The following is a 26,463-nucleotide window of genomic DNA, read 5'->3' as shown; positions in this document are numbered from 1 at the left end:
TTTGTGCAGTAGGCATAATAAGCAAGGCCACCGCTTGCAGCGTTCCAACGTGCCGCAGGATCGACCGGAGAGATATATTTTGGTTGCACGGGCGTAGCAGACCCAAATGCAGCATCGTCCAGCACCGAGAAATACTCCCGCACAGCACGTTGGGCTGCCTCGATCGGCAGTTTATCTGGGCTCGGAACACTGCGCTGCCGATTAGCGTCGGCCTTGATCGTGCTGGCATCGACCGCAAAGCCTTCACCGCCCACCAGCCCCTTGGCGATGCACTGCCGGACGGTCATTTCGAACATTTGGCGAAGCAGATCACTCTCCCGGAAGCGTCCGTGCCGGTTTTTCGAGAATGTCGAATGATCAGGCACAGGGCCGTTGAGACCAAGGCCACAGAACCACCGGTAGGCCAGGTTAAGATGGACTTCTTCACATAGCCGCCGCTCGGACCGAATACCCATCACGTAGCCAACGATTAACATCCTGATGATCAGCTCGGGATCGATTGAAGGCCGCCCCGTGCCGCTGTAAAATGGGCGAAGATGCTCACGCAGGCCGTTCAGATCGACAAAGCGATCAATTGAACGCAAAAGGTGGCCAGCTGGCACATGATCTTCAAGACGGAACTCGTAGAACAGTGCCTCCTGTATTTTCGTTCGATCACCCATCATTTGCAGGTTCCTCCTGCGAAGAGTGAATCAGTGCTTCACTCTCAAAGCAAGCGCGACTTTTTCAACACTATCGGGGAAAGCGCGACAGATCGTTGAACGGCAGAAATGAGGCGCAAGCAGCCGGTCCGCTTACGCCTCATGTCGGGCATGCGAGCGGTTGGGAGAGTTTCCCGAAAGCCGACATGAATCATCCGACGCTCTGCCGGCAAAGGCGGGTAACGGACTTGCGCATGCATTCTTCCCCTTCGAGGTTCGAATCTCATTAGGCGCACCTACCCAATGATGATGGGCACTATGTCTACGCTGTAGCTCTCTGAGGCGCCCATATGCCCGACATCAATGTTCCTTTCAGCAACCGCGGCGTCCGAAGGAACTGCATCAGACCCGGACGGACGGCACTGTGTGAACTTGATCACGTAACGGCAATGTCAAACTCTTCTGGCTTCAAACAAGCTGGAGTGCCTGCGCCCCGCACAGGGCAAGTCACTCTCGGAGCCCTTTGCATACATAAATCTATGTGATAGGTTACATTAATATGTGTGGAATAGCGCCCTATGCTTTATACCGAATTCATTGCTGAGCTTGGGAAGGCTGGGTTGAGCGTTCGCGCGTTCGCTGAACTCACTGGTATGAATCCTAACTCGATCTCCAATTATGCGCGCACTGGCGAGGTCCCTACACATCTCTCGCTCATCGCCGTCCTCATTGTTTCGGTCAGCGAAATGGGCGGGGACTATCGACGGATCATGTCGAAAGTAGGAGTTACACTAAAGAAACCCCGTGGTGGCGCTCGTCAGGGCCATTTTGGTGGTGATCGCCAGAATAATTTGGATTTGAAGGCATGACGGCTCGCTTCACCATCGTCATCTTTACGTTCGGCTGCGATGCGGGGAAGTTCGATGGCTGACATAGCGACCGCGCTCGTTGACTTTGGCGCTGATCCGGCAGCTCTGCGCCTGCTGGACAGCGATGGACCGGACTTGCTGCCCTATGCATCGCTCCTGACGGCACGGCAGCGTGGAGGCGATATATTGGGCGTCGTAAGCGCCATTTATGAATGGCAGGGCGCCCCGCTGATCTTTCTGGTTGATGCAGACTCTCTACAAGGAGACGATCAGCTTCATAAGATTAGACGGCTGCTCGCCATGCGCGGTGACGCGCCCTATCTAGGAGTCATCGCTACGGGGCGGCTCGACGTCTTTCGAGTTGCACTTGACCGGAAATCGCCTGCACAGGCGCGGGTGGACTTAGGTGATGGCGACAATGCTCGATCCGCAGCGATCGCGCGCCTCGGCAACATCCGCCCCAAAGCAGCGATCAACCAGAGTAACTGGATTTCCAATGTAGTCCTTAATCTGCTTACGGGCTCGATAACAAGACTGACCGAGCTTGACGGCATGTCCGATGAAGACGCGATCTCGCTTGTTGGCCGTGCCCTCTTCACCCGCTTTCTGGCTGACCGTGGGCTGTTGCCAAGTAGTGTTTCCGACACGAATACTGCAGCCAGCATGTTTGACAGTCGTGAGGTTGCCGAGGAGACATCGACTTGGCTTGATACGACGTTCAACGGCGATCTTCTTCCTCTATCGGATGGGATATTTCAAAAACTACCGGATCGCGTCTATCATATATTGGGTGACATTCTTCGGAGATCGCCGGAAAGCCAACTTTATCTGGGTTGGGAAGAGAAATGGGACAATCTTGACTTCGCGCATATTCCTGTCGGAGTCCTGAGCCAAGCCTACGAACTCTACTTGCGAAATCATGCTCCGCTGCGTCAACGGCGCGAAGGTGGTTATTATACACCCCGGCCGATTGCCGATCTGATGGTGCGAGCGTCCTTTCGCGCACTGGAACGGCAGGACGCAACCCAGAAGGCAAAAATCCTCGATCCAGCGGCTGGAGCCGGAGTGTTCCTGCTGACGGCATTTCGTGAGCTAGTGGCAGAGCATTGGCGCGCAGATGGGAAACGGCCGGATACAAAGGCTCTCCGTTCGATACTTTATGATCAGATCGTCGGTTTCGACATCAATGAAGCCGCGCTTCGCTTCGCAGCGCTGGGTTTGTATCTGATGTCTATTGAGTTGGACCCTAATCCGAGGCCGGTCGACAAGCTGAAATTCAAGGATTTGCGCGGGAAGGTGCTGCATCGAGTTCAGGCCGAGAACGAAACCGAAGGCACCGAACTAGGAAGTCTGGGACCGCTCGTGGGCGACGAGCATGTCGGACGCTACGATCTTGTCATAGGCAATCCGCCTTGGGCGAGCGGCACAGGGTTGCAAGATTGGAATTTGGTGCGAGCAACGGTTTCTCGTATTGCAGCCGGCAGGAAAATCTCGGTCACGTCGCCCCCATTGCCGAATGAAGGGCTCGATCTTCCCTTCGTATGGCGCGCAATGGAATGGGCGAAACCAGATGGGCAAATCGCCTTCGCGCTTCATGCGCGGCTGCTTTTCCAGCAGGGTGATGGCATGATCGAGGCCCGCCAGTCGCTATTTGAGGCTCTGGACGTCACCTCGATCATAAATGGTGTGGAACTACGGCAGACGAAGGTCTGGCCCGAGATTTCCGCACCCTTCTGCATTCTGCTCGCTACCAATAAGACGCCTGAGGCAAGCGCTGGCTTTCGTCTTATCAGTCCGAGGTTTGAAGATTCGCTAAACCAAGCCGGTGGCATGCGTATTGATGCGCTGAACGCTGAACTAGTGCCGTCGCAGCAACTTCGTGAGACACCGGAAATTCTGAAAATCCTGTTCCGGGGGACAAAGGCCGATCTTGGAATCGTAGAGCGGATACGGGCGCACGGACATCCGACGTTAGAATCTTTTTGGCGAGAAGTGATTGGTGTCACAGAGCGCGGTCTCTTGCGGGGCAGCGGCAACGGATACCAGAAGCTCAGGCCGAGCAGCCGGATACGCCAGCAGGGCGATGGTCTCCCTGGCGTTGATGCAAGTTATCTCCACGGTTTGCCCGAAATCACGGCATCGTCCTTCACGGAAGTCTCCATCGACACCGAGGCCCTCAACGTCTTTTCGAAGGACAGGATTCACGACCCTCGATCGGTGGAACTATTTGCCGGTCCCCTTGTCGTCGTTCACAAATCACCCCCAGTAATTACGGGACGTATCGGGGTAGCGATTTCCGAGAAGGACGCTGTCTTCAATGAAACATTCTATGGCTACAGCCTGCACACGTATCCGGAAGCGCATCTCCTTGCCCGCTATCTGACGCTCATTCTGGGGAGCAAACTGGCCGTCTGGATGGCCCTTGTGACGAGCGGCGAATTCGGTTTCGAGCGGGAGGTCATCGAAAAAGCGACGCTGGATCGAATTCCGCTACCTGACTTCCGGACGTTCCAACCATCCCTTCGAAATGAGATGTTGGCACTATTTGATGGGTTGGTCGCTGACCAGAAGTCACGGAGCGACGTGGATGAATGGGTCGCACGTTTGTACGGCCTCGGCCCACGCGACTTACAGGTCATATCCGATACGCTGGAATCCAATCTTCCTTTCGCACAGAACAAGAAGGACGCCCAGACCGTCCCCACACATCCAGAGCAGGCGCGGTTTCGGGAGGTTTTAGAGGCGGAACTGGCACCTTGGTGTGAGCGATTCGGTTCGAAGCTCGTTGTGGATCATCTCTTTCAGCCAGAGATCTCCCCTTGGTGCGGTATCGAAGTTCGGACATCGCTCAATGGCGCGCGTGGGACCGTAGGATCTAGTGATTGGGAAGGCTTGCTTCGAGCTGCGGACGACGCGGCTGCGTCGGAAATATTAGTTCGCGACGGAAATGGCGGCCTGCTTATTGGTCTGCTGGCTCAGCGCCGATACTGGAGCGAAACACAGGCTCGCTTGCTCGCACAGCGGATCGTCTGGTCCCATGTCGATTTGCTGAAGGGGCGGGCGCACGCATGAGAGCCGCGGCAATCCGCCCACGCCCCGACCAAATCGCAGAACTAACGCGTGGTCTCTATTTGCCGCTGCCGGAAGTGTCGAACGACCATCTTGAGGTCATTGCCGAGAGCCTGCTTCGCGCATTCAGCGATGTCCGTACGCACTCACCGTCGACCGTCGCATCGGGGAGCGAGGCGGAAATAACGGCGCTGATGGAAGCGCGGCTCAACACGATGATCGAGCAGGATCCTCTGTGGGGCCAGCTAGTTCTTTGTGTAACGCGAGGTAAGGAAAGTCTCAGTTTTGACGGATCTCACTTGGAGAAACGTCCGGACTTATCCATTTATCTTTCGAACCGAAACCGAGGCTTTCCACTAATCATAGAAGCCAAGATCGTAGATGCAACTACGTCTAAAACGGAGGCCTTATACTGCGACAAAGGTATCCGCCGCTTTGTTGAAGGGGAGTATGCTTGGGGGAATCGCGAAGCGTTCATGCTTGCCTACGTCCGTGATGGATCGTCGATCGGCACCAAATTGACGCCTTTCCTTTCAAGCGCAATGTTGGAAACTCCTCCGGGCTACCTCATCGAGGTTCTTCCAAATGCTGTGAGCGCGTTTAGCACGGATTTAGCTCATTCCCGCCATGGCCGAAGCTTCGTGTATGTCGGTCACTCATCTCCAAATCTCGAACCAGGCCCGATCTCAGTCTGGCACCTGTGGCTGTCGTGTCTGGAGCCGTAAGAATGTCACGCCACGACTTCTCGCTACCTGTAAAGTGTTTAGTCCCGGGATTTGATGGGTTGGATTAATGATGAATCTTTCTGGCTCTGAAGTCCATATTTTGCAGACATATTCGTAAGGTGTGAGGCCACTCAGGGTCTTGAGTCTTCGCCCGAAATTATAGGCTGCCATGAAGTCATTGAGGTGTGTCCTCAACTGCTCATGACTGTCGTAATGGAAGCGTTTGACGGTTGCTTCCTTGATTGTCCGGTTCATCCGTTCAACCTGACCGTTCGTCCAGGGATGATTGGGTTTCGTCAGACGATGTTCGATCCCGTGAGCTTCGCAGATCATGTCGAAGCGCATGGGGCGAGACCAGGCCGTATTGCGGTTACGGGGTTGGTCAGCGAACTGGATCCCATTGTCGGTCAGGATGGTGTGGATCCGGTAAGGGATGATGCTCAGGAGATATTCGAGGAATTCCCAGGCAGTCTTCCGATCGGCTTTCTCAACCAGTTGTGTGACAGCGAATTTGCTGGTCCGATCGATGGCGACGAAGAGATACAGCTTGCCTTCAGCAGTTTGGACCTCGGCAATATCGATGTGAAAAAAGCCGATGGGAGTGCGTTTGAAACGCTGTCGTTTGGGCTTGTCTCCCTCGATATCCGGAAGCCGGGATATCCCGTGGCGCTGAAGGCAGCGATGCAGAGCCGAACGTGTCAGATGAGGAATGCTGGCCTGCAGGGCATAAAGACAGTCATCCAGCGGCAGTAAAGTATGCCGGCGAAACGCCACGATCATCGCTTCGTCCGTCTCGGACAGGACCGTTGAGCGCGGCTCTTTAGGGCCTGCCTTCTGATCCTCAACCGTTTGACGCTTTCGCCATTTTGCAACTGTTTTCGGGTTGATCCCGAACTCCTCGCTCAGCGTCGCGAGCGAAGCCTGCGAGCGCTGTATTGCTGCTCGCACGGCGTGCGTGGTCGTGGCGCTGCCATGACGTATCTGTCCCATAAGGGGAGCGGTGAGAGGTTGTTCGAAAACGTACGCTAAGAGTTTGTTAGAGAGCCCTTCAGATCTGCGCAGATTTCAGGATCATGCCTGAACGTCGTGTGCTCATCACCCCAGGCCTTGAGAGCCATGATGACGGGCTCGAGGGTCCGTCCGCGTGCGGTCAGGCTGTACTCCACCTTTGGCGGAACTTCAGGGTAAACCGTCCGTAACACGAACCCGTCACGCTCCAGTTCGCGAAGCTGGGTCGTCAGCATCCTCTGGGTGATGTTGGGCAGGCGTTTACGGATGGCGTTGAAGCGTAATGTCCCCTGAAGCAGGTGATAGAGGATCACGCCTTTCCATTTCCCGTCGATGAGTTGAAGCGTTGCTTCAACAGCGCAGCCGGGGCTGCAATCGAGCGACTGATGGCGGATACGGGTCATAACGGTATCATTTCCGACACTATGGGCGTTAAAAGTGCGTTCTTGTCTGAAAACAGCATAGTGCTCACTCTTCTCCTCATTCAACAGAGGAGCAGACATCATGCGGGCCATCGGTTATCAGACGCCGCTTCCCATCGAAAATCCGGCGTCCCTTCAGGATATTGATCTGCCAAAACCTGTCCCCACAGGGCGGGATCTTCTGGTGGAGATCAGAGCCGTATCGGTCAATCCCGTTGATACAAAGGTCCGCAGCAGCGCAACACCGGATGCTGGCCAGTGGCGCATTCTGGGCTGGGATGCCGCAGGCGTTGTCGTCGGCACCGGACCGGACGTGACGGATTTCTCTGTCGGCGACGAGGTCTTTTATGCGGGCGCGATCAATCGTCCCGGGACCAACGCCGAGTTTCATCTGGTCGATGAACGGATTGTCGGGCGCAAACCCCGCTCCCTGAACTGGGCTGAAGCCGCAGCCTTACCGCTGACCACGATCACCGCCTGGGAGATGCTTTTCGATCGTCTGGACATTCGTAAGCCTGTTCCAGGAGTGACACCGTCTATTCTGATCATCGGGGGCGCAGGCGGGGTCAGTTCCATAGCGATCCAACTGGCTAAGATTCTCACCGATATCACGGTCATTGCCACGGCTTCGCGCCCTGAAACGCAGGAGTGGGTCGCATCTCTCGGGGCAGATTACGTGATCGATCACAGCAAGCCTCTGGCCGCACAGGTTGCTGCCCTTCCTACGGGCGCTCCCGGCTTTGTCTTTTCCACGACGCAAACCGATCAACATTTGGCAGAGATTATCGAACTCCTTGCGCCCCAAGGGCATTTTGGCCTGATTGATGATCCGGCTGAACTCAATGCGGTCTCTCTCAAAAAGAAAAGCCTGTCCTTGCATTGGGAGCTGATGTTCACGCGCTCATTGTTCGGAACGGCAGACATCAGTGCACAGGGGAATCTCCTGAATGAGGTGTCACGGCTCGTAGATGAAGGCCATCTTCGTACGACACTCGGTAAAAATCTTGGTGTGATCACCGCCGCCAATCTGCGGGAAGCTCACGCCCTGATTGAGAGCGGTCAGGCTAAAGGCAAGATTGTGCTCGAAGGTTTCCCAGCCTGAATACTGGAACTGATCGGAGAAGTTCATGACTAAAACAGCTAAAGAACTCGTGGAAATCTGGTACAGCACCGGAGATACAACACTTCTTTCTGACGAAATTGTATGGAGTGTTCTTCCGACCTTTCCTGAAGGTGGGCAGTATATTGGACGGAAAGCTGTGGAAGAGCAGTTTTTCACCAGGATCATGAAACATTTTTCGGATTACGTGACACTTCCACATAGCGTCACAGCCGAAGGAAAGAGTGTCGCGACAACAGGTGTCTATCGCGTGAGAACAACGGGTGGGCAGTCAGGCGATATCGCCTTCGCGCATCTCTGGACCGTGGAAAACGGAGAGATCACGGCGCTGCATCAGGTCGCCGATACTGCCGCCATACAGAAACTTCTTGGAACTGGAGAGCAGGTATCATGAATGACGAAGAGCATCTGATGACCCTGAACCGGACGGGAGGTCGCTTCGATCTCAATAAAATTGCGGCGGCGTTCCCAGAAACGGCGGATACAATGCTGCTGGACACCTATCTGACCGACAAGCCGGAAGCCAGTATCCGGGTCTTCCGGATCTATCGGGATGTGCCGCCGCATTATCATACCCAGTGCGATGAAGTGCTCCATGTCCTCTCCGGGACGGGCACGTTTTGGATTGATGATCCCAAGGAGGAGGCCCCGTTTTCACCCGGCCATCTTCTGGTGTTCCCCCGTCGGGCTGTGCATGCCGTACCTCGTATTTTGAGCCATCCAGTGGTTTTTCTTGCCATCGACACGCCGCGACGGGCACCAGACGACGTGGTGTTCGTCGATCCTGCCACCGGATCTGCGTCCGGTTTTATTGCGAGTATCTGACGTCATGGGGTTCATGGAACATATCCGACGGCAGGCTTTTTTTAAGAGAACCCTGCACAAAACCGCCATCGCAGCTTTCATGGGGTTCGTTGCCGCGTGCGTGCACCCCGAACTTGTGCATGCCCAGCCCATCAGGATCGAAGCGACCACTACGTCAATGGATTGGAACGCCGTGGCTCTCGGTGGCGGTCATGTGTTCGTAGCAGGGCCTCGCTGGACCGAGTTTTCCGGACCAGCCGTAGGTCTTCTGACGAAGAGCAGAAAGATAGAGTCATTTCCGGATGCTGACTGGAATGGCTGGAAACCCGGACGGAATGCGACGCATCGGTTTGTCAGCGTCAACGCCCTCCATGTCGCTCCTGACGGCACGCTCTGGGTTGTTGATACTGGAACTCCGTCTTTTGGAGGTCCACCCGTACCTGGGGGAGCCAAACTGGTCCGTATTGATCCGGCGACAGGTCATGTGCTGCGGATCTATCCTCTGGGTCCAGAGATCGCGCAGGCAGGGAGCTATATCGACGATATCCGTTTCAACGGAACGCACGCCTATCTCACGGATGCGGGAAAGATGGCGCTGATCGTTCTTGATATCGAAACAGGCCAGGCACGCCGCGTTCTGGAAAACGATGTTTCCACACGCGCACGGGCAGAGCGACCGATTATCATGGATGGACACGTCGTGGAGAACAAGCCGCATCGGCCGCTTCTGGTGAATGTCGATCCGCTTGAAGTGAGTCCGGACGGGAAATGGCTGTATTTCGGGCCGCTTGAAGGGCCGTGGTCTCAAGTTCCGACAGTGTTGCTTGATGATCCCAATGTATCATCAGCCGACGTATCTGCTGCTGTTCAGCCTTGGGCGGATTTACCCCCGATCGGGGGGAGCGTCATGGACGCCGCAGGAAATCTCTACTTTACTAACCTGAAGGATAGTAGCGTCTATCGCAGAGATATTTCTGGAAAGATCACGAGACTGATCTCGGATCCACGTCTGCACTGGGCGGATGCACCGTGCCTTGCTCCTGACGGTCGTCTCTGGTTGCCCATCGCCCAACTGGACCGCCTTCCACTCTTCCATCAGGGGCAATCCTACATTCAGCAGCCGTTTCTGCTGGTGTCGATCGATCCTCACGTTACCCAGACCAGAGATAAGCCGTAAGTCTCAGATTTAAGAGATTTTGCGTGCTTTTTGCGCCAGAAGTTTTTCCCCATCCGGCCTGATTTTACCCTCGGGAGTGACATGTCGATACAACGTCTGGCGGCTGATCCCCAGTTCGGAACACAGATCTCCAACTTGGGTTTCAGGATCACTCATAGCCGCCTGAGCCAGACGAAGTTTGGCTAAGGTCATCTTGAAAGGGCGGCCGCCCTGTCGTCCCCGGGCACGTGCAGAAGCCAGACCCGCACGTGTGCGTTCGACGATCAGTTCTCGCTCGAACTCTGCCAATCCGGCAAAGATTGCAAAGATCAGGCGACCATTTGCAGTGGTAGTATCGATTGAAGCGCCTTCGCCCGCCAGAACCTTCAATCCGACACAGCGTTTGGTCAGGTCCCCGACCAGGTTAACAAGATGACGCAGATCACGTCCGAGGCGGTCCAGCTTCCAAATCACAAGGGTATCGCCAGATCGTAAAGCTTTGAGGCATGCCGTCAGACCAGGGCGATCATCGCGCCGTCCGGATGCAGTATCTTCATAGATATGCTCGGGCCTGACACCAGCTCTTCCCAAAGCGTCATGTTGCAGATCCAATACCTGCGACCCGTCGGCCTTTGAGACCCGGGCATACCCAATCATAGTTGTCACTTATACGTCCGTTTACGTGACATGTCAGATCTAATGCCTTCATGAGGTTATAATAGTACCATAACCTGTCTTACAAACTAAGTCATCTAAACCATTTAATCAAAGAATTAAGTGATTAATGTGAAGCAAAGATCGAGAACGATTTTATCACCTGACCAGAGAGCCGTTCTCTTTGACCCTCCTGACAATTCCGAAACAATAGAACGTATCTACGCTTTAGGGGCCGATGACATGGCCCTCCTTGCACGTCGTCGGCGTCCGGAAAACCGTCTCGGATTTGCTGTGCAGCTATGCTATCTGCGGCATCCCGGTCGCGCATTGCTACGAGGAGAGCAACCTCCAGCTAAAGTTCTGGAAATCCTTAGTCGCCAATTTGCATGCAGCATCAAGGACTTTGCAGCTTACGCGGCTCGCACAACCACTTTGCGGGAACACCGCTCCGAGATCGAGCAATACCTAGGTCTGCGAAGTTTTACGCGGTCCGATTTGCGCGACATGCTTATCCTTGGCATCGAGGTTGCGACGTCCACTGACCGGGGCATGGCAATCATGACTGCCATGGTCGAGCGGCTACGACTTAAGCGGATCGTTCTGCCGACCGCCGATACACTCGAACGGGTGGCCTTGATTGCCAGAGCTCGCGCACGTCAGATAGCGTACGCGACTCTTGGATCGGATTGTACTCTCGAACAGCAACGTCGCCTTCAGGCCCTCATTGCTCCGGGAGAGGGAGAGCGGACACAGGTGGGCTGGATCCGCGATTGGTCTGAATCGCCATCCGCCAGAAACCTGAAGGCCATTATTGATCGGCTGGAAAAGGTGCGCGCTGTCGGGATTGAGGCAGATCGGCGGCGTCGGATTCATGCAGCCCGCTATACGGTCATTGCGCGGACTGCGGGAATTGTCACAGCGCAGCACGTTCGGCGATTAAATCATGGCCGACAACTCGCAACGCTGATTGCCTTTGTGATTGAGATGGAAGCGACACTTACGGACGCTGCAATCATAATGGTCGAAAAGATGCTCGGTTCATTGTTCCGACGCGCGGATCGCACGCGATCAGATCGACTTCTAGGTCAAGCACGTCTGCTTAAGGATACAGCGCGAGTTCATGCGAAATTGGTCCGCTTATTGCTCCAGGCCAAAGAGGCAGCTGTCGATCCGATCGAAGTGATCCAGACACATCTGGGATGGGACCGCTTGACCCATAGTGCGCAGATTGCTGAAGGCCTGACCCGTTCCAGCGAGGACGATCTGCGAGATGTTGTCGAACGTTATCCGTCCGTACGAAAATACCTCCCGGCCTTTCTCGCCGCCTTTACCTTCCGCGCTGCACGCAGCAGCGATCCACTGCTCGGCGGGATTGATGCCCTGAAAAAGATGTATCGTGAGGGTCGATCAGTCCTAGCGAAACGCGTGCCACTGTCCTTTCTCAAGCCACAATGGATAAAGATCGTTTGTGTCTGTGACGGCCTGATCGATCGGCGAGCCTATGAAATTGCTGTCCTTGTCCATCTGCGGGAACGATTGGGCTCTGGCAGTATTTGGGTGGACGGCAGCCGAGCGTACCGCACACTCGACGACTATCAGTTACCCGAGGTTGTGTTTTCAACCATGCGTGCTGAGGATCGATTAGGACTGGCGGTGCCATCGTCATTTTCGGCATGGCTTGCGGATCGGCAGACCGTCATGTCGGACCGCATGACGGCTGTCGAACAGGCGGCGTCGGCTGGCACGCTGGTCGATGTGACGATCGAACGCGGTCAGCTATCGGTCTCACCGCTCCGGCGATCGCCATCTGATCAGGCTGAGCTTCTCAAGGCCCGCCTGTATGGCCTGCTGCCACGCATCCGGATCACCGATTTGCTTGTTGAAGTCGCCGCGTGGTCGGGTTTCACGGATTATTTTGTCCATGCTCGGAATGGTGAGCCGACATCCGACCAGGCTGCCCTGATGGGATCAATCCTTGCCGACGCCACCAATTTGGGGTTGGGCCGGATGGCCGAAAGCTCGCGCGGTTTGACTCTATCCCGACTGCGATGGACCACCGAATGGCATGTTCGCGATGAGACATATCTCGGTGCGCTGGCCGCAATTGTAAATTGTCACACTGCCCATCCGATGGCGCGTATTTGGGGTGATGGTGATGTTTCATCCTCTGATGGTCAGTTCTTTCGGGCCGGCGGTCGGGGCGAAGGGCGCGCTGACTACAATGGGCGCTACGGCACGGATCCCGGTGTCCTGTTCTACACACACGTTACCGATCGCTATACGCCGTTCCATACCAAAGTCATTGCGGCGAATGCCGGAGAAGCCGCGTATGTTCTTGATGGCTTGCTGAATCACGAAAGTGAACTGACCATTCGCGAGCACGCAACCGATACGGCCGGGGCCGTCGATCACGTCTTCGGCCTGTGTCATCTGTTGGGTTTTCGGTTCGCTCCGCGTATCAGGGATCTGAACGAGCGACGTCTTTATAGTCTTTCTTCGCTAGCGCCCTGGCCCACCCTACGACCGCTGGTCGCGGGTCCGATCAATGTTCGGGCCATTGAGGAGCACTGGGACGAAACTCTACGCCTGGTCGCCTCGATCCGGGCGGGCACGGTCACAGCTTCAGTCATGTTACGCAAACTGGCAGGCTATCCTCGTCAAAATCCTGTGGCCCGGGCCTTACGCGAAATTGGCCGTGTCGAACGCACGCTGTTCATGCTCGACTGGTTCGATGACCCCGAACAACGGCGACGAACCAACAGTGTTCTTAACAAGGGCGAGGCACGCAACGCGCTTGCCCGGGCCGTATTTTTTAATCGTCTGGGCGAACTGCGAGATCGCACGTTTGAAAACCAGCGGCATAGGGCATCTGGTCTGACGCTTGTGACGGCAGCTATAACTTTGTGGAACACGGTCTATCTGGACCGTGCCGCTCAGCATCTTCGTCAGACGGGCATCGCGATACCCGTTGACGTGCTTGCTCATGTGGCACCACTCGGCTGGGAGCATATTGGTCTCACAGGGGATTATCTTTGGGGCGAAATCGGGCAGCCGCGAGATGATTTCAGGCCTCTTCGGTTGCAATCCGGTTTCTAAAATCCTTAGCGTACGTTTTCGAACAGTCTCTCACCGCTCCCCCATAAGGCTTCCTTCCACTCCCGTGAAAATAATACCCCATCAAATCCCGGGACTAAACAACTAGGCGAAACAATAAGCAATTTGAATAATGCCTATATCGCTTTAGATATCATCTGGAAAATTATCGGTTGCCCAGGCAATAAAGCTATCAGGACGAATGAGCGGGACATAAAGGCCCCAATAGCCCTTCGCATGACAAGCGATGTAAGAAAGCTGATCCTGATAACAATCAGAAAGTTTTCGCAAAGAATCGCTCTTACTGAGATCAAGTAGAAGAGTTTTTCCGTTTAAAAGATGTTCCTTCAGGTGCGTCCGGTCACTCAGTTCGAAATCACAAGCGATCAGGAATTTGGTGAGATCGCCATACAGGCTCTCAATGTTTGCCAGCCAAATTATCTGTAAACGTCCGCTTTCGAGAAGCATGTAGCCTGCATCTAACCGGCCGGAAGTAGGCGACTGCTGCCTGTCTGCTCCTGCATCACGGAGCAGACAGGCAGATCAGGAGGGGAGAACGGAATGTCCGCTTTTGGAAAGAAACAACCGAAAGCGGACATTAGCGCGGCATAGAGTAGAAAGGATCGTAAAATCTTCCCCAGTTAGCACGGCTCTGATTCTATAATCTCTGAAGGAGTATCTCTTTTACTGCTGCAGCCAATTTCGAGCCTGCATCCACCAAAGAAACTCGCTCAACCAGTGATCGCTCGTGCTCCCTCTTGTCGTCAGGTCAAAGCCATGACCTCCTCGATCATAGAGATGAAGTTCAGCCGAAGAGCCCGCCTTTCGCCAGGCTGTGTAGAGTAGCGTACCGTCGTTAGGTAAATACGGATCATCCGCTGCGGCGGCAATGAAGGCGGGAGACGCATCTTTCGGAACTGGTGTGCGTAGTCCGCCATAAAACAAGCCGACGAAGGCTGGCCTTGTAGCTTTATTGCCGATTGCGAGATCCGCAGCCAAAAACGCACCGGATGAGAAACCAATGAACCCAATTCGCTTCGGGTTAATCCCCCACTCCGCTGCATGCTGGTACACCAGTGTGATAGCACGCTTGCCGTCTTCAACAGCATGAGGCTCGCCCGCGAAGAGCGGCACTTCGACTGGTATGCCGCTCTTCGCACGTGCCATGATTGTTTTCATCTCTTTCATATGAACAGACGGCATATGCATCATGTCGTCAGGACTTCGTATTGTTCGATATTTCAACACCAGAGCCGTGACCCCGTATTCAGTCAGCTTCTGCGCCACAGTAGTTCCTTCGGCGTTGTAACCAAGGCCGACAAAGCCACCACCAGGTGCAATAATGACCGCAGTGCCATTCGCCTGTCCGTTCGGAGGACGAAACAGTTCCAATGTTGGGTGACTGACATTGAAGATCATGCTCTCGCCTGTCTTATCCACTTTGGCCCGTATCTCAGGAACCCCGAGCGGCGGGATGGTCCCTTTGGCATAGAGGGGCAATATTGTTGACGCTCGCGACGTAGAAGACCCCGCGTAGAAATATAGCGCCGCAAAACCAAGAACACCTACGATGATCGCTTGCTTCTGAAAATTACCCATGATCAGAGCCTGACCTTCAGCGTCGCATAAGCCGATAGCGGCTGAATGGGAGCAACGACCGGATTTCCCATGTAGGAATAGGGGTCCCAAGCTTTTCTGTTTCCAAGATTTACAATGGAAATACCAAGCGTATACCGGTCAAATGTGTAGTCAGCTTGTGCATCAACTACGGCATAACCAGGCACGGAAATGGTATTGGGTAGCGTCAATGCCCGCGAAGTGTAGGCTGTTACGCCAGCGCCAAAGGACAGGCCTTTTGTCCAGCCATGTAAGAACCGATAGCGCGCAGCGACACGCCCGCTGCTTTTAGGCACGCGGGCGATCTGGTCTCCTGGAGACACGCCCTCGTCCCTTGTGTCCGTATAGGCATAATTGGCAAGCAAAGAGAAGGCTGGTGTGGGTTCCCAGACCATATCGACCTCCACGCCTTGAGCACGCTGTCGCCCGCTTTGCACATAATAGCCCACATTGTTCACATCAGAGACAGCAACGTTATCATGCGTTTGTCGAAACACTCCGACCGTACCGGAGAGTCCGGTTCCCGGAAGTGCAAGCTTCACACCTACTTCGACATTGTGAGACGTCTCAGGTTTAGGCGCTTGCAGTCCGACAAATCCAAAGGCTGCCCTGAATGCCGTCGCATAGCCCGCGTAGAGCGCAACCCCCTGCATAATATCAAACGTAGCACCTATGCGCGGTGAAACATGATAATAGGTCGAATTATTCGCCACACCGTAATCGCTTACTTCCCGAAATTTGAGAGCGGTGAAACGTAGGCCTCCGGTGACATGAAGACGGCCGTAAGTCGCCTGATCCTGCGCATAGACGGCGTAGGTCTGGTAATGGTCGTTAGTATACGAATTAACAGGAAGCTGTGGCGTGTAGCTCAGAGCGTAGACCGGATTGGCAAGGTCAATCGTGCCTGACGGCGTATCACTGACGCCAAAACCCATGGCGCTGTAGAAACTCGTCCAGTCGTAATTAATGCCCCCGAGAATCTGATGAGTTCCACCCAGGATATGCAGTTTAGCAGACAGATTGGCATCAAAAGTCGCCTCCTTGGTGCGGTTATGCATCAGGATAGGCGATACTTCATACACAGTTGGTGCAGAGGCGTCTGTCGGAAATAAATCCGGATCAACGAAGCTTCCATATTCATGCACGGTATTGTCGTAATAGCGTCCGGTAACTGTTAGCTTTACTCGCTCATTAAAATCATGATGTAGGGCAATAGAGCCCATACGGTTTTCATTATGCGTTTCAGGTTGACTGATCGGTGAGCCGGGAAATGCATAGCGATCAAGTTTGCCTTCAAGGGCTTCGTCAGCCGGGAGACCCGAATATTCGAGGTTTCTTCGGTCATTGAACTGACCTCGCACGATCAGATCGGTGTCGTCATCGATCTGATACAACAGGCTGGGTTGCAGCGACCACTGCTTGCCATGGACCTTGTTGATCCAGCTTTCGTAACTCTGGTATTCACCGGCAAGGCGAAAGGAAACCTTTGGTGACAGCTTCAGGTTGACGTCGCCATACGGATTTAAAGTGTCATAACTCCCGCCGCGCATCGCAACATATCCTCCGGTTTTGTCGTCAGGACGCTCAGATTCAATATTGATGATCCCGCCAAGTGGCGTACCCAACCCGCCACCATAAAGCGTGGCGCTCGGTCCTTTGAGAACATCAATACGTTCGACACCAACCAGAGCATTGGGGGCGAAGGCCTGCTGATTGCCTGCGAAGATCGGCAAACCATCGAGATAGACCTCCGCTGGAAATCCACGCACGATCGGAGGGACAAATAAGATCCCATCAGTGCGTGTCGGCGTAATGCCAGAAACGTTGACCAGAGCGGCGCTCAATGAGTGGCTGTCCTGCTCCTGGATGAGTGTGCGTGTGATCGCCTGGACCGACTGAGGAACCTGAATGAGCGGCGTATCGGTACGCGTGGCGGCAGATGAGGTCGGCGCTGTATAGCTGCGACGCTTGCCTCTCACTGTAAGCGTCTCTCCAGACCAGTTCGAGGTCTGGACGCTTGTCGTCTCATCGGCACGCTTTTGGGACGCTGATGCCTTTTTTGACGTGACGTTTAGTGTTTCGGACGCGAGGGTGGCCGGTCCAAAACTGAGCGCTGTGAAAGCGCAGCCGCAGGCGAGTACGCGTGCGCTGGACGCACGGAAACGGCGAAGATATTGCATAAAAGAAATCCGGTTCTGAGGCAGAATGTAGCCCGGGGAAACGGATGTGTGTCCTCATTCAAAGACACTCAGTCCTGTGACCGGGCAGTGACGATGACTCAGGCAGCCACGGGTGGCCCCGTTGGCGGCGGCAACCGGATTCCGTGCCCATAAGGTGGTGCTTGCGCAGGGGGCAGAATGTATCGCGTGCAAATAAAGCGAACCGCCACCAACATGGCGATGAATGGCGTTGCCAGTACGATGCCTGGTAAGTGTAGCAGCGGACACAAAAAGCATGCGCCATGGTCATGATGCGAATGCCGATGACCGGATGTCGTGTGGTGCTGACCCGTCGCCATGTTCATGCTGGGCATGGACATATCGTGCTGGACGGCTTTTGGTCCGATCTGGAGCCCGGTCAGGCGTTCCAGTGTGGTCCGCGGCATTTCATCCGGATATGCCAAGCTCTGTAGAGCAAGCTGTCCGAATATTCCCAGCAACGTCGCCAGCACCACAAGGGTGTTCAACGCGCGAGGCAAGCGACGGTCAGACAACGAAGCACCGCGAGAAACAGCGAGCATGACGCGAGTTATGTGGCAGCACTCATCAGGCCCAACCATCGTCGCCAACACATTGCCGCGGCGATTATGGGGGTGTGCGTTTGTGTGTACGCGTGGGCGCACCCTCCGGCTAAGACAAGCCGAGGCAGGCCGTCGCGCAGGGCGCGACAGCTTGAAATGAAAGACATGGACGTTGTTCCGTGACGAGGTCGGACGATCGCCCCTTTCGGGGCTCGCGAAATGATCGGTTTACGGTGTCACGAAAAGATCGGCGGTCCGGTGGACGGGGGACGCGCCCTGTCGACACGGTAGCAGAGGAGAAATACTTTTACGGTTAGATAAGGGTTATAGAAGACGCGCAGAAAAGCCAGCAGAAGCGCCAAAACGAATGCCAAGACCACGACCGGCAAATGCAGTAGTGGGCAAAGGGAACAATAGCCATCATGATGGTGGTGAGGCTTGGATGACCCGCCCGCGCCTGACATATCGGTCATCTTCATGCCCGGCATGTCGTTACTCATCATAACGGCGTCGGTAACATCAGAGTCAGCTGGGCCGATCTGAAGTCCCGTCAAGCGCTCAAACGTTGCACGCGGCATTTCATCTGGTAGCGCTCGGCTTTGTAGCGTGAGTTGGCCAAGGAGCCCGATCATCGCGCACGCGACGAGTACCAGATACGCGCTGCGTATCCAGACACCCCGTCGATCGCTCACACTCGAACCCGACACCCTCACAAAAACGATACCTTCTCCGAGTGAACCGATCAGTTTGTGCTTACAGCTAAGAGGCGTAATGACATCTTTTGCGCCTCGCGTCCCGTCCAAAATGATGCAGTGGTTTCATAAGGGAAAGGAACGCTCTTTTTGGGACGGGCTCGTCGTCTCAGCCGCCTAATCTGCTTCAGGGAAGTATAAGGACCTCCGCCAGTTCCCAGTTGAAAATATCTCCCCGACGAAGAAAATCCGAACCGCCGCCCTCCGATGGCTTGCAGACCGTCTGTTGATCCAGAACGAATGCCTAGTGAGCATGCGCGACGCCATTCATGATTTAAAATCAGAAGATTGAACAGACTGTCATACTTTGATAAATGCGCTGAGCGGACAGCATGCGAGACAGATTATCGTGTCTGTAAGTGCACTCAATAGGAGCGGCAACGAGTAGGAGCTATCTGTGCCTGCTTCCTTTCCGCAAAGACTTGTCTGACTACCGTCGCACCGAAAGGGAGTTGACCGCTGTTTTCTTCCTTTCCATGGCATTTCGGGAATGACCTGACACGTTCTGCTCGTCTGATACTGATCGCGTGCGCGCTGATAGGATTTCTTGGACAACTGACGTTGCAGAGCCGCGCCCTTCCTGGTGAAATGCCACGAGTAACGTTAGAGCGCCTGACCGGACTGCACATCGGAAGACCAGTGCAGCATGATGACGCTTCAATCATGCAGTGTAGTGCGGACATGCCAGACATGGCTGACGGACAGCACGTCGCGACGTCTGTGCCTGCCCGCCACCATCATGGTGACGGTTACTGCTTTTTATGTCCTTTGCTTCACATACCAACAATCACTATCGCGTTTTGTATTGCGTTCCTGCTCGCTATTCTTCGCGTATGTTACTGTTGCTTTCAGTCGGCTATCGCTCCGCGCACCATGGGCCGGTTGGCTGGGGTACGGCCACCAGCAACCGGTCCCCCAACATTCGTAACGGCATAAGTCTGACACCCCAATCGTCTGCTTCCCGGACGATCGCATCATGCCTTTACGGAAAATTATCCAATGCTTCATATCCGAAGCCGATGCGCTCTATGCATCGGCGCGTCCCTGCTTGCACTCACATCCGGGAGTGTGCATGCGTCTTCAAAAGCACACATACCAACGACACCTGGCGATCATACCAACAGTAGTCATGCTTCATCATCTGCATCGGTGCGTCGTCCTCTGGCTAAGCCGAAGCCTGAAAATGAATCACGACAATCGCCGACCTCATCTTCTCAAGGTCTTCACCAGGAAGAACACCGCCCCGAGTTTATTCTCGTCGATGGAAAACGACAGACCGCGACAGCATATCTCGCACCTGCAGATACAACAGCACTGAAAATTCCTGTTCAGATCCAGAAAATTCCATTGTCTGTCCAGGTCGTGACTCATGCTTTAATTCAGGACCGCGGCGCGCTGACCATTAATCAGGCAGTTGAAACTGTCAGCGGTGTCGAACGTAACCTGGCCTTTCCCAACTCACTAACGTTTCGAGTTCGAGGATTTTCGGACTCCTCAACCACGTTACGCGATGGATTTCGCGAACAAACAGGAACGCAAGACATACAGGGCGTAGATTCAATTGAGGTGCTCAAAGGGCCGGCTTCCGTGCTTTACGGAGGCTCATTGTCTTCAGGCGGGGTTGTGAACGTGAAGACCAAAAGGCCTGTCGATGGTGCAAATTTCTTGCACGCTGGACTCTCCGGCGGAAGTTTTGGTCTCTTTAGAGGTGTAGCCGATGCCAATCGCGATCTGTCGGGGAACGGCACCCTCGTAGGGCGCCTCAACTTTGCCTATCAGCACGATAACACATTTAGAAACTTCGGTTATAACGAAGATACATACATTGCCCCAACGATCCGGTGGCGTCCAAGCCATCATGATACAATTACGTTCTTTAGTTCCTATCAGTTATCGAACTACACGTGGGGAGCGTCGCAAACACCACTGATCCGTAAGGCACTAGCGTTTCCGCTATCGTATAATTTCGAGAATACAAGCCTCGGTGCATCTCATCAAAACTCATGGAGATTTGGTTATAACTGGCGCCACGACTTTAATAAAAACTTCCATTTTCGCTCTGGGTTTGCAAGTTCTATCAACAACTATTACTTCGGCTCTGATCGTATGAGTACGCTGTCGTTGAGCTCTAACGGCATGATTTTAGCCCGTGGAGTGTCAGAAGGCCCTCAAATGGGCAAGGATTTCGATTTGCAGAATGAATTTTCCGGCCGTATCCACACAGGATTTTTGCAACACGACTGGCTAATCGGCAGTGAACTCTATCAAACAGATTACAGTGCCAAGACTTTATCAGCAACGCTTGCGTCACTGAACCTTGAGAGGCCAGTATATTCTGCAACGCCTGGCATTTTCAGATTGCGTTCGAATATTTCTACGCAAGCAGAAGCTGCCTCAGTGTATTTTCAGGATTTTATTACAATCGCAAAGCATATCTATCTGCTGGGCGGAGGACGCTATGACGCAACAGATACGTCTTCTCTCAATAAGAAAACCGGGATTAACGCATCTGTAGCCGCAAATAAATTCTCACCACGTCTGGGTATCCTTTACGCCCCTACAGACAATACATCGTTCTATTTTAATTGGACAACCAGCTTCCTGCCAACCACGTCATCAACATACACAGGAGCCCCGCTCTCTCCAGGTCGATCCAAACAGATAGAAGCTGGAATCAAACAGCAATTGTTTCATAATCATTTTCAGGCAACTTTGGCGGCATATCAGATCACGAGAACAAATGTTCCCACGACAGATCCAGCTCATCCTCTCTATTCAATCACAGCAGGGGAACAGCGGAGCCGAGGTATTGAAGCTGATATAACAGGTGAAATTCTTCCTGGATGGAAAGCTGTTGTTAGCTATGCTTATACATTCGCAACAGTGACTAAGGATAATAAATATCCAGTTGGCGATGTATTGGCTGGGGTTGCGAAACATGCAGGAAATGTTTGGACTACTTATGAATTCAGCAATAAGTCAAATCTACGAGGACTTGGTATCGGGATCGGTATAAGAGCAGAGACGCGTCGGGAAGCCACCTTGCCCAACAGTTTTTATCTTCCCGGATACTTCAGGTTGGATTCAGCAATTTGGTATGCCTTTTCTCTTAAGGGGCATCCTCTTCGCGCGCAGTTAAACCTCAACAACCTTACGAATGCGCGCATCTACGACACAAATGGCACATTTTCAATGCGTGCTGCGGCTCCACGATCTGCGCTCGGCACCGTCCGTGTTGATTTCTAATCGCCGCGTTGCACAAGGAATAATCTGATGTCCGAACAGCCTTCTCACCATCAAGCAGTGAACTTGACGCGACGCAGTCTCGCAGCCCTTACTCTTGCATCCCTTATTCCTGACGTTGCAATGAGCACTCCATCTGCAGCTATCCTCGCCAACGAACATCATCAGCACATGAAACCGATGTTTGCCGGGCCACCTCTCAAAGTCGCCATGCTGGTTTATCCACAGATGGTACTTCTTGATCTGGTCGGGCCGCAGACAATTCTCAAAATCATTGGATGCGACATTCACCTGGTCTGGGTGGATCGGAACCCGGTCGAGACAGATGTGGGACTTCAGATTACACCAACTGATACGACAGAAACGTGCCCTCAGGATCTGGATGTTCTGTTCGTTCCAGGCGGTCTGATGGGTTCAATCGCCTGCATGAATAATCAAATAATTGTGGATTTCCTAGTTAATCGAGCAGCTACGTCGAAATATGTGACCAGTGTTTGCACTGGGTCTCTTGTACTGGCTGCGGCAGGGCTTTTGAGAGGATATCGAGCAACGTCTCATTGGGGAGTGGTTGATATCCTCTCTGTTATGGGGGCAATTCCCTCCCATGAACGCGTGGTTCGAGACCGCAATCGTATTACCGGGGCCGGTGTTACGGCAGGGCTGGATTTCGGTTTAACTTTGGCAGCTGAATTACGGGGAAAAGCTGCCGCAGAGCATGCACAACTGATCATTCAGTATGCACCGCAGCCCCCTTTTCATCATGGAGACCCCTCGGAAATATCTGACGCACAAATGGAGGCTGAGCGCTCACGACGCACGTGGATGGATGGCAAAGCCCTGGAAGCGGCTAAAATGGCTGCAGAACGGATCTGACCACCACAATACGACGCCGTACGCTTATGTCATCTTTGGGAAAGTTTAAATTTTGCCTGCGGCGGTGTACAATAAGAGGGCTACTGTTGCTTGTCTGCTCGAATATCACTGAGCAGACAAGCAGATTGGGGAAGCCGTCTGCCTGCTATTTTCCATCATCGGATACTACGGTTGTCTCTTCGGTAGCTCAGAGCCAGTTATGCTCATGGCTCGCTTCGTATGCTAAGATGGTACGCTTAGGGAGGAAATTATGTCGAACCGCGGTGGAGGACGTAAAAAACTAAAGCAGCTTATTCAGAAACAGCCTGCTCGTTTCAACGAAGCAAGGAAACTAATTGCTCCGGTGTTGATCATCGCGCTTCTCTTTCTAGGGGCAATCGGAATGCGTGGGATTTTCCTAAATCGGGCATCAGCAACGTTGGGGGGGCCTTATACCCTCATCGATATGCACGGCCATCCTCTTACGGAGCGCCAGTTTCAAGGGCGCTATACACTGATTTATTTTGGATATACCCACTGCATAGATGTCTGCCCGTTAACCCTCGCGACTGTCACACAGGCTCTTGAGCTTATGGGAAAAGTGTCACACCAAATTGTGCCACTCTTCATTACGGTTGATCCATCACGTGATACCCCTGAGGTTGTCGCTGATTACGTCAGCCATTTCTCTCCTGATATCGTTGGACTTACGGGAACGGAATCCCAGATCCAGGCAGTCATTAAAAGTTTCCACGTCATGGCGCGACGTCGTGGCACTCCAGCGGATCGTATGTCCTCAGACTATCTCATGGATCATAGCTCTGTTCTGTATCTGATGGATGGCGACAACCGACTGGTGTCTGTCCTGCCAGTTGACACCAGTCCACAGGAAATCGCCACACGACTGCGTCGTCTCGTTCCGGCCAGTTAGCTATGGCGGACGACGTGCAAGAGCAAGCTTGCAAGCCAAAGGAGCAAAAGAGAAGCGCCCAGTTCTGGGAGAAGCACTCCCAATAACACCAGAATGGTCAACGCGCCTGCACCTATCTGTTTATTGGGCACGGCCAATGGGGCTCCCAGTTGTCCGGGCGGTCTACGGCGGAGCCACAGAATGAGCGCAGACACGCTCATAGTCAGCAATCCCGATGCTACAAGAAAATTCAAAAGTTGATTGGTTCTTCCGAAAAGCTGCCCTTCATGGGTCGCAACTCCATATCCGATAATGCGATCCATCAATGTCTTATCTTCAAAGCGTTGGACTGACCGTACCTGACCAGAGGCCTCTACCAGCGCACTGATACGTTCTGGACGGTTTTGCGTGTCCGAACGAATATGCCACGTAATTTCACCCGTTGATGGTGGCGTCACGAGGACAGGTGCAGGGAATTTAAGTTGAGACGCAGCCAGTACCACACGGTTTAGCCCGTCTGGTAGGGAACTGTCTGGCATGGTCATGGAGCCCATATCCATGCCGGGCATCGTGTCCATTTTTGGCGAGGAAACTTGATGGCCAGCAACAAGATTGCGCTCGGAAACAGCTCCGATTTCCCAGTCCGGAACGGTCGTCATTCGACTGATCTGTGTCTCCACACGCGACAAAGCGTGCCCCCAAACAAAGGACCATGGCAGACCGGAGATAAGAAAAAGTACCAGAAATAAGGAGATCCACATCCCGGTTACGGCATGGAGGTCTCGCCACCGAGTTTGACCTTTATGAGTGATCCGAGGGTAGAGAATGCCTCTTAGTCCTTTAATGTGACGTGGCCACCAGAGGTATAGACCCGTAGCAATGAGTACTATTGTCCAGGAGGCCACCATTTCCATAATGATGGAGCCAGCGTTTCCTAATAAGAGTTGGCCGTGCAGTTTGAAGATGATGCGCTCAAAGCGTTCTTCTTCGGGAACCTGTTTGAGAACTGTGCACGATGTCGGGTCAACATACACCCGAACGGCTGTGCCTTGGCGATCAACGATCACTCGAGCGGCGCTGGAAGCCGTCTCTGGTAACTCATAGGCTAGAAAATGGCTGTTAGGGACAGCATTGAGTGCTGCCCTGACTTCCTGCTCCGGGGTTGAATGTGTCGCGCTGCTTGCGAGATGATCGTAACGCCAGTCGATCCAATGATCCATTTGCGGCTTGAACAGGTAAATTGAACCTGTGAGGCACAGAAACACAATAAAGGGCAGACAGAAGAGCCCTGCAAAAAAATGCCATCGCCAGACTGTGCGATAATCTGGCCAAAGCGAGGCTCTGGAAGCGTTCATGATCTTAGGCACTTTCAGAACTTGATCCGCACGCCACCAAAGAACGCTCTTGGCGATCCGGCGTATATTGATCCTGTCTTATTGGCCAAAACACCCCGCCCAGCCTGCTGCCCGGTCGAGAGGAGTGTATCGCTGATGTCAGTCGCACCTGCGGCATAAACCTGATTGGTTACATTCTGCACTTCGAAGTAGCTGTGCAGACGGTGAGCCCAACCCAGATGTTCTGGAGGGTCGTAATGAACCTCCAGATTGAGCAATGCGTATGAGGGGGCTTTCAGAATATTGGCATTGTCGAGGTAAAAGGAGCTCCTCCACGTCACTTCTGCAAAACTTCCCAGCCCTTGCAGCCATCCGTCTGGCTGATCATAGAGAACGCGCGCATCCAGGAAATGCGGCATGACGCCAGGGATGAGGCTGCCCTTTCGTGAGAAATTTCGCGCCATCGTCGTGTTGGACAGGGTTTCGGTGTATTTTGTATAGATCTGGTTGTCATAGGTATAAGACAGCTTCAGCCGCGCACCCGGCAAAAAGGCCCGCAATGGCTGCCATGTCGCGCCGAGTTCAATGCCACGATGCTCTGAGGCCGGGGCATTGAAGGTATAGCTTCCTGCGGGTGTATTGACACCCGCCGACTGGCTAACAAGCTCGTTTTTGTAGAACTCATAAAATCCAGTAGCCTGTATATTAATGCTGGGCGACGGGTGCCATTCAGCGCCCAGATCAAAACCGAGACTTGTTTCGCTCTTCAGCTGCGTATTGTTCCCGTAGGTTCCCTGAGGAGTGACAAAGAGACTGGAATAGCCGGGCGTGGCGTAGGCTGTTCCAACACGACTGTGCAAAGTCCAGTCTTTGGTTGGCGAATAAACCAGAGAGGCTTCAGGTGCGAGATTAAAAAAGCGTCGATTGGCCGTGATATTTTGCAGAGAGGTTGAATTGGCCGATCTGTTGTAGAGTGTTTCGACCGCACCGATGTCGGATTGTGTGCCGCCAAGTCCAATCACCGCATGCCAGAGCGGCGAAAGCTGCCAGTCTTCCTGGAAACGAATACCAATGTTCCACTGATGGCCGTAAGACGTGGAATTCAGGGCGCCTCGGGTCGCACCGCCTTGCGGGGTCAGATTATAGACCTGATAGCCATAATCCATGTAGTCGAAGCTGGCACCCACAAAGCTGGTCAGGGGCGTTTTCCCAATACGGCCGTGGTTCGTCAGGTCCGTCTGTACATTGTAGGAATTGAACGGTCCCACAAAGGCTGTTGTGGAGGTTGGTTGGTCGACATGACGTTGATCATACGTAAATTGGGTATGCCAGGTCGTTCTGGGATCAAAGTCGTGCTCCCATCGAAAGCCTACAAGAGTACGTCGATCAAAACGGCCGAGCCCAGCCTGTTGTGGGCTCATCGTCTGACGTACGCCATATGCACCATTCAC

At 53.7% G+C, this 26,463-nt stretch carries 22 protein-coding genes and 1 pseudogene; 12 read left to right on the top strand and 11 right to left on the bottom strand.

Going from position 1 to position 26,463, the window contains the following annotated elements:
• Positions 1 to 665 (bottom strand): annotated as a pseudogene (locus GCE01_RS15520) (IS1182-like element ISGdi16 family transposase); the annotation flags it as partial.
• A gap of 554 nt (positions 666 to 1,219) precedes the next feature.
• On the opposite strand from GCE01_RS15520, the gene GCE01_RS15515 reads away from it, so the two are divergent.
• Genes GCE01_RS15515 through GCE01_RS15505 form a run of 3 tightly spaced genes read left to right on the top strand, consistent with a single transcriptional unit; the run spans position 1,220 to position 5,304 of the window.
• Complete coding sequence (locus GCE01_RS15515) at positions 1,220 to 1,510, top strand: DNA-binding protein (RefSeq protein WP_099213570.1); 291 nt, start codon at positions 1,220 to 1,222, stop codon at positions 1,508 to 1,510.
• A gap of 54 nt (positions 1,511 to 1,564) precedes the next feature.
• Positions 1,565 to 4,582, top strand: a complete 3,018-nt coding sequence (locus tag GCE01_RS15510) for an HsdM family class I SAM-dependent methyltransferase (RefSeq protein ID WP_099213569.1) — start codon at positions 1,565 to 1,567, stop codon at positions 4,580 to 4,582.
• Positions 4,579 to 5,304 carry a hypothetical protein gene (locus GCE01_RS15505; RefSeq protein WP_211516787.1) on the top strand — a complete coding sequence of 242 codons (726 nt, stop codon included), beginning with the start codon at positions 4,579 to 4,581 and terminating at the stop codon, positions 5,302 to 5,304. The genes GCE01_RS15510 and GCE01_RS15505 overlap by 4 nt, the downstream gene beginning before the upstream one ends.
• On the opposite strand, the gene GCE01_RS15500 is transcribed toward GCE01_RS15505, so the two are convergent.
• Positions 5,266 to 6,294: an IS481 family transposase gene (locus tag GCE01_RS15500; protein ID WP_244591274.1), complete on the bottom strand. Its 1,029-nt coding sequence runs from the start codon at positions 6,292 to 6,294 to the stop codon at positions 5,266 to 5,268. The genes GCE01_RS15505 and GCE01_RS15500 overlap by 39 nt on opposite strands.
• Before the next feature lie 35 nt (positions 6,295 to 6,329).
• Positions 6,330 to 6,716, bottom strand: coding sequence for a winged helix-turn-helix transcriptional regulator (locus tag GCE01_RS15495; RefSeq protein WP_174694862.1), 387 nt, complete (start codon positions 6,714 to 6,716; stop codon positions 6,330 to 6,332).
• Between the two features lie 100 nt (positions 6,717 to 6,816).
• Between GCE01_RS15495 and GCE01_RS15490 the strand changes: the two genes are divergently transcribed.
• The 4 genes from GCE01_RS15490 to GCE01_RS15475 are packed head-to-tail and all read left to right on the top strand — an operon-like array spanning position 6,817 to position 9,835.
• Positions 6,817 to 7,836: a zinc-binding alcohol dehydrogenase family protein gene (locus tag GCE01_RS15490; RefSeq protein WP_099213568.1), complete on the top strand. Its 1,020-nt coding sequence runs from the start codon at positions 6,817 to 6,819 to the stop codon at positions 7,834 to 7,836.
• Between the two features lie 25 nt (positions 7,837 to 7,861).
• A complete protein-coding gene (locus tag GCE01_RS15485; protein WP_099213567.1) occupies positions 7,862 to 8,248 on the top strand; it encodes a nuclear transport factor 2 family protein in 387 nt (128 codons plus the stop codon).
• Complete coding sequence (locus GCE01_RS15480; protein WP_099213566.1) at positions 8,245 to 8,679, top strand: cupin domain-containing protein; 435 nt, start codon at positions 8,245 to 8,247, stop codon at positions 8,677 to 8,679. The genes GCE01_RS15485 and GCE01_RS15480 overlap by 4 nt, the downstream gene beginning before the upstream one ends.
• A gap of 13 nt (positions 8,680 to 8,692) precedes the next feature.
• Positions 8,693 to 9,835 (top strand): major royal jelly family protein, encoded by a 1,143-nt coding sequence (locus GCE01_RS15475; RefSeq protein WP_244591273.1) that lies wholly within the window; start codon positions 8,693 to 8,695, stop codon positions 9,833 to 9,835.
• Positions 9,836 to 9,844: 9 nt separating this feature from the next.
• Here GCE01_RS15475 and GCE01_RS15470 read toward each other — a convergent pair whose 3' ends face one another.
• Entirely contained in the window at positions 9,845 to 10,471 is a 627-nt protein-coding gene (locus GCE01_RS15470; protein WP_211516788.1) for a recombinase family protein, read from the bottom strand.
• A gap of 129 nt (positions 10,472 to 10,600) precedes the next feature.
• On the opposite strand from GCE01_RS15470, the gene GCE01_RS15465 reads away from it, so the two are divergent.
• Positions 10,601 to 13,567 (top strand): Tn3 family transposase, encoded by a 2,967-nt coding sequence (locus tag GCE01_RS15465; protein WP_099213563.1) that lies wholly within the window; start codon positions 10,601 to 10,603, stop codon positions 13,565 to 13,567.
• Positions 13,568 to 13,711: 144 nt separating this feature from the next.
• Here GCE01_RS15465 and GCE01_RS15460 read toward each other — a convergent pair whose 3' ends face one another.
• From GCE01_RS15460 to GCE01_RS15440, 5 genes are all read right to left on the bottom strand, one after another.
• Positions 13,712 to 14,032: an aromatic-ring hydroxylase C-terminal domain-containing protein gene (locus GCE01_RS15460; protein ID WP_099213562.1), complete on the bottom strand. Its 321-nt coding sequence runs from the start codon at positions 14,030 to 14,032 to the stop codon at positions 13,712 to 13,714.
• Between the two features lie 216 nt (positions 14,033 to 14,248).
• Entirely contained in the window at positions 14,249 to 15,163 is a 915-nt protein-coding gene (locus tag GCE01_RS15455) for an alpha/beta hydrolase (protein WP_099213561.1), read from the bottom strand.
• 2 nt (positions 15,164 to 15,165) lie between these two features.
• Positions 15,166 to 17,361 carry a TonB-dependent siderophore receptor gene (locus GCE01_RS15450; RefSeq protein WP_099213560.1) on the bottom strand — a complete coding sequence of 732 codons (2,196 nt, stop codon included), beginning with the start codon at positions 17,359 to 17,361 and terminating at the stop codon, positions 15,166 to 15,168.
• A 98-nt stretch (positions 17,362 to 17,459) separates the two neighbouring features.
• Positions 17,460 to 17,921 (bottom strand): DUF2946 domain-containing protein, encoded by a 462-nt coding sequence (locus GCE01_RS15445; protein WP_244591272.1) that lies wholly within the window; start codon positions 17,919 to 17,921, stop codon positions 17,460 to 17,462.
• Between the two features lie 236 nt (positions 17,922 to 18,157).
• Positions 18,158 to 18,613 (bottom strand): DUF2946 family protein, encoded by a 456-nt coding sequence (locus GCE01_RS15440; protein ID WP_244591271.1) that lies wholly within the window; start codon positions 18,611 to 18,613, stop codon positions 18,158 to 18,160.
• Between the two features lie 621 nt (positions 18,614 to 19,234).
• Here GCE01_RS15440 and GCE01_RS16740 point away from each other — a divergent pair.
• From GCE01_RS16740 to GCE01_RS15425, 4 genes are all read left to right on the top strand, one after another.
• A complete protein-coding gene (locus GCE01_RS16740) occupies positions 19,235 to 19,609 on the top strand; it encodes a hypothetical protein (RefSeq protein ID WP_145995817.1) in 375 nt (124 codons plus the stop codon).
• A 132-nt stretch (positions 19,610 to 19,741) separates the two neighbouring features.
• Complete coding sequence (locus GCE01_RS15435) at positions 19,742 to 21,919, top strand: TonB-dependent siderophore receptor (RefSeq protein WP_167386180.1); 2,178 nt, start codon at positions 19,742 to 19,744, stop codon at positions 21,917 to 21,919.
• A gap of 27 nt (positions 21,920 to 21,946) precedes the next feature.
• A complete protein-coding gene (locus GCE01_RS15430) occupies positions 21,947 to 22,789 on the top strand; it encodes a DJ-1/PfpI family protein (RefSeq protein ID WP_099213557.1) in 843 nt (280 codons plus the stop codon).
• Positions 22,790 to 23,039: 250 nt separating this feature from the next.
• The gene (locus GCE01_RS15425) at positions 23,040 to 23,699 is read left to right on the top strand and encodes an SCO family protein (protein WP_099213556.1); all 660 of its coding nucleotides are present in this window, start codon (positions 23,040 to 23,042) and stop codon (positions 23,697 to 23,699) included.
• On the opposite strand, the gene GCE01_RS15420 is transcribed toward GCE01_RS15425, so the two are convergent.
• Both GCE01_RS15420 and GCE01_RS15415 read right to left on the bottom strand, forming a co-directional pair.
• Positions 23,696 to 25,033 carry a PepSY-associated TM helix domain-containing protein gene (locus tag GCE01_RS15420; protein WP_099213555.1) on the bottom strand — a complete coding sequence of 446 codons (1,338 nt, stop codon included), beginning with the start codon at positions 25,031 to 25,033 and terminating at the stop codon, positions 23,696 to 23,698. The genes GCE01_RS15425 and GCE01_RS15420 overlap by 4 nt on opposite strands.
• A 14-nt stretch (positions 25,034 to 25,047) precedes the next feature.
• Positions 25,048 to 26,463 (bottom strand): TonB-dependent receptor (locus tag GCE01_RS15415; RefSeq protein WP_145995816.1); only part of this gene is annotated, 1,416 nt, incomplete at its 5' end.

Origin of the sequence: Gluconobacter cerinus (genome assembly GCF_002723935.1) — a bacterium.
Classification (GTDB): Bacteria; Pseudomonadota; Alphaproteobacteria; order Acetobacterales; family Acetobacteraceae; genus Gluconobacter; species Gluconobacter cerinus.
The sequence above is the reverse complement of the archived record's forward strand: the minus strand, read 5'-3'. Positions and strand labels throughout refer to the sequence as shown.

Coding starts and splice junctions, on each gene's coding strand:
- GCE01_RS15420 (WP_099213555.1), bottom strand. CDS start 25,033: ATGAACGCTTCCAGAGCCTCGCTTTGGCCAGATTATCGCACAGTCTGG.
- GCE01_RS15460 (WP_099213562.1), bottom strand. CDS start 14,032: ATGCTTCTCGAAAGCGGACGTTTACAGATAATTTGGCTGGCAAACATT.
- GCE01_RS15515 (WP_099213570.1), top strand. CDS start 1,220: ATGCTTTATACCGAATTCATTGCTGAGCTTGGGAAGGCTGGGTTGAGC.
- GCE01_RS15455 (WP_099213561.1), bottom strand. CDS start 15,163: ATGGGTAATTTTCAGAAGCAAGCGATCATCGTAGGTGTTCTTGGTTTT.
- GCE01_RS15485 (WP_099213567.1), top strand. CDS start 7,862: ATGACTAAAACAGCTAAAGAACTCGTGGAAATCTGGTACAGCACCGGA.
- GCE01_RS15475 (WP_244591273.1), top strand. CDS start 8,693: ATGGAACATATCCGACGGCAGGCTTTTTTTAAGAGAACCCTGCACAAA.
- GCE01_RS15500 (WP_244591274.1), bottom strand. CDS start 6,294: ATGGGACAGATACGTCATGGCAGCGCCACGACCACGCACGCCGTGCGA.
- GCE01_RS15430 (WP_099213557.1), top strand. CDS start 21,947: ATGTCCGAACAGCCTTCTCACCATCAAGCAGTGAACTTGACGCGACGC.
- GCE01_RS15450 (WP_099213560.1), bottom strand. CDS start 17,361: ATGCAATATCTTCGCCGTTTCCGTGCGTCCAGCGCACGCGTACTCGCC.
- GCE01_RS15470 (WP_211516788.1), bottom strand. CDS start 10,471: ATGATTGGGTATGCCCGGGTCTCAAAGGCCGACGGGTCGCAGGTATTG.
- GCE01_RS15505 (WP_211516787.1), top strand. CDS start 4,579: ATGAGAGCCGCGGCAATCCGCCCACGCCCCGACCAAATCGCAGAACTA.
- GCE01_RS15445 (WP_244591272.1), bottom strand. CDS start 17,921: ATGCTCGCTGTTTCTCGCGGTGCTTCGTTGTCTGACCGTCGCTTGCCT.
- GCE01_RS15510 (WP_099213569.1), top strand. CDS start 1,565: ATGGCTGACATAGCGACCGCGCTCGTTGACTTTGGCGCTGATCCGGCA.
- GCE01_RS15425 (WP_099213556.1), top strand. CDS start 23,040: ATGTCGAACCGCGGTGGAGGACGTAAAAAACTAAAGCAGCTTATTCAG.
- GCE01_RS15480 (WP_099213566.1), top strand. CDS start 8,245: ATGAATGACGAAGAGCATCTGATGACCCTGAACCGGACGGGAGGTCGC.
- GCE01_RS15495 (WP_174694862.1), bottom strand. CDS start 6,716: ATGACCCGTATCCGCCATCAGTCGCTCGATTGCAGCCCCGGCTGCGCT.
- GCE01_RS15490 (WP_099213568.1), top strand. CDS start 6,817: ATGCGGGCCATCGGTTATCAGACGCCGCTTCCCATCGAAAATCCGGCG.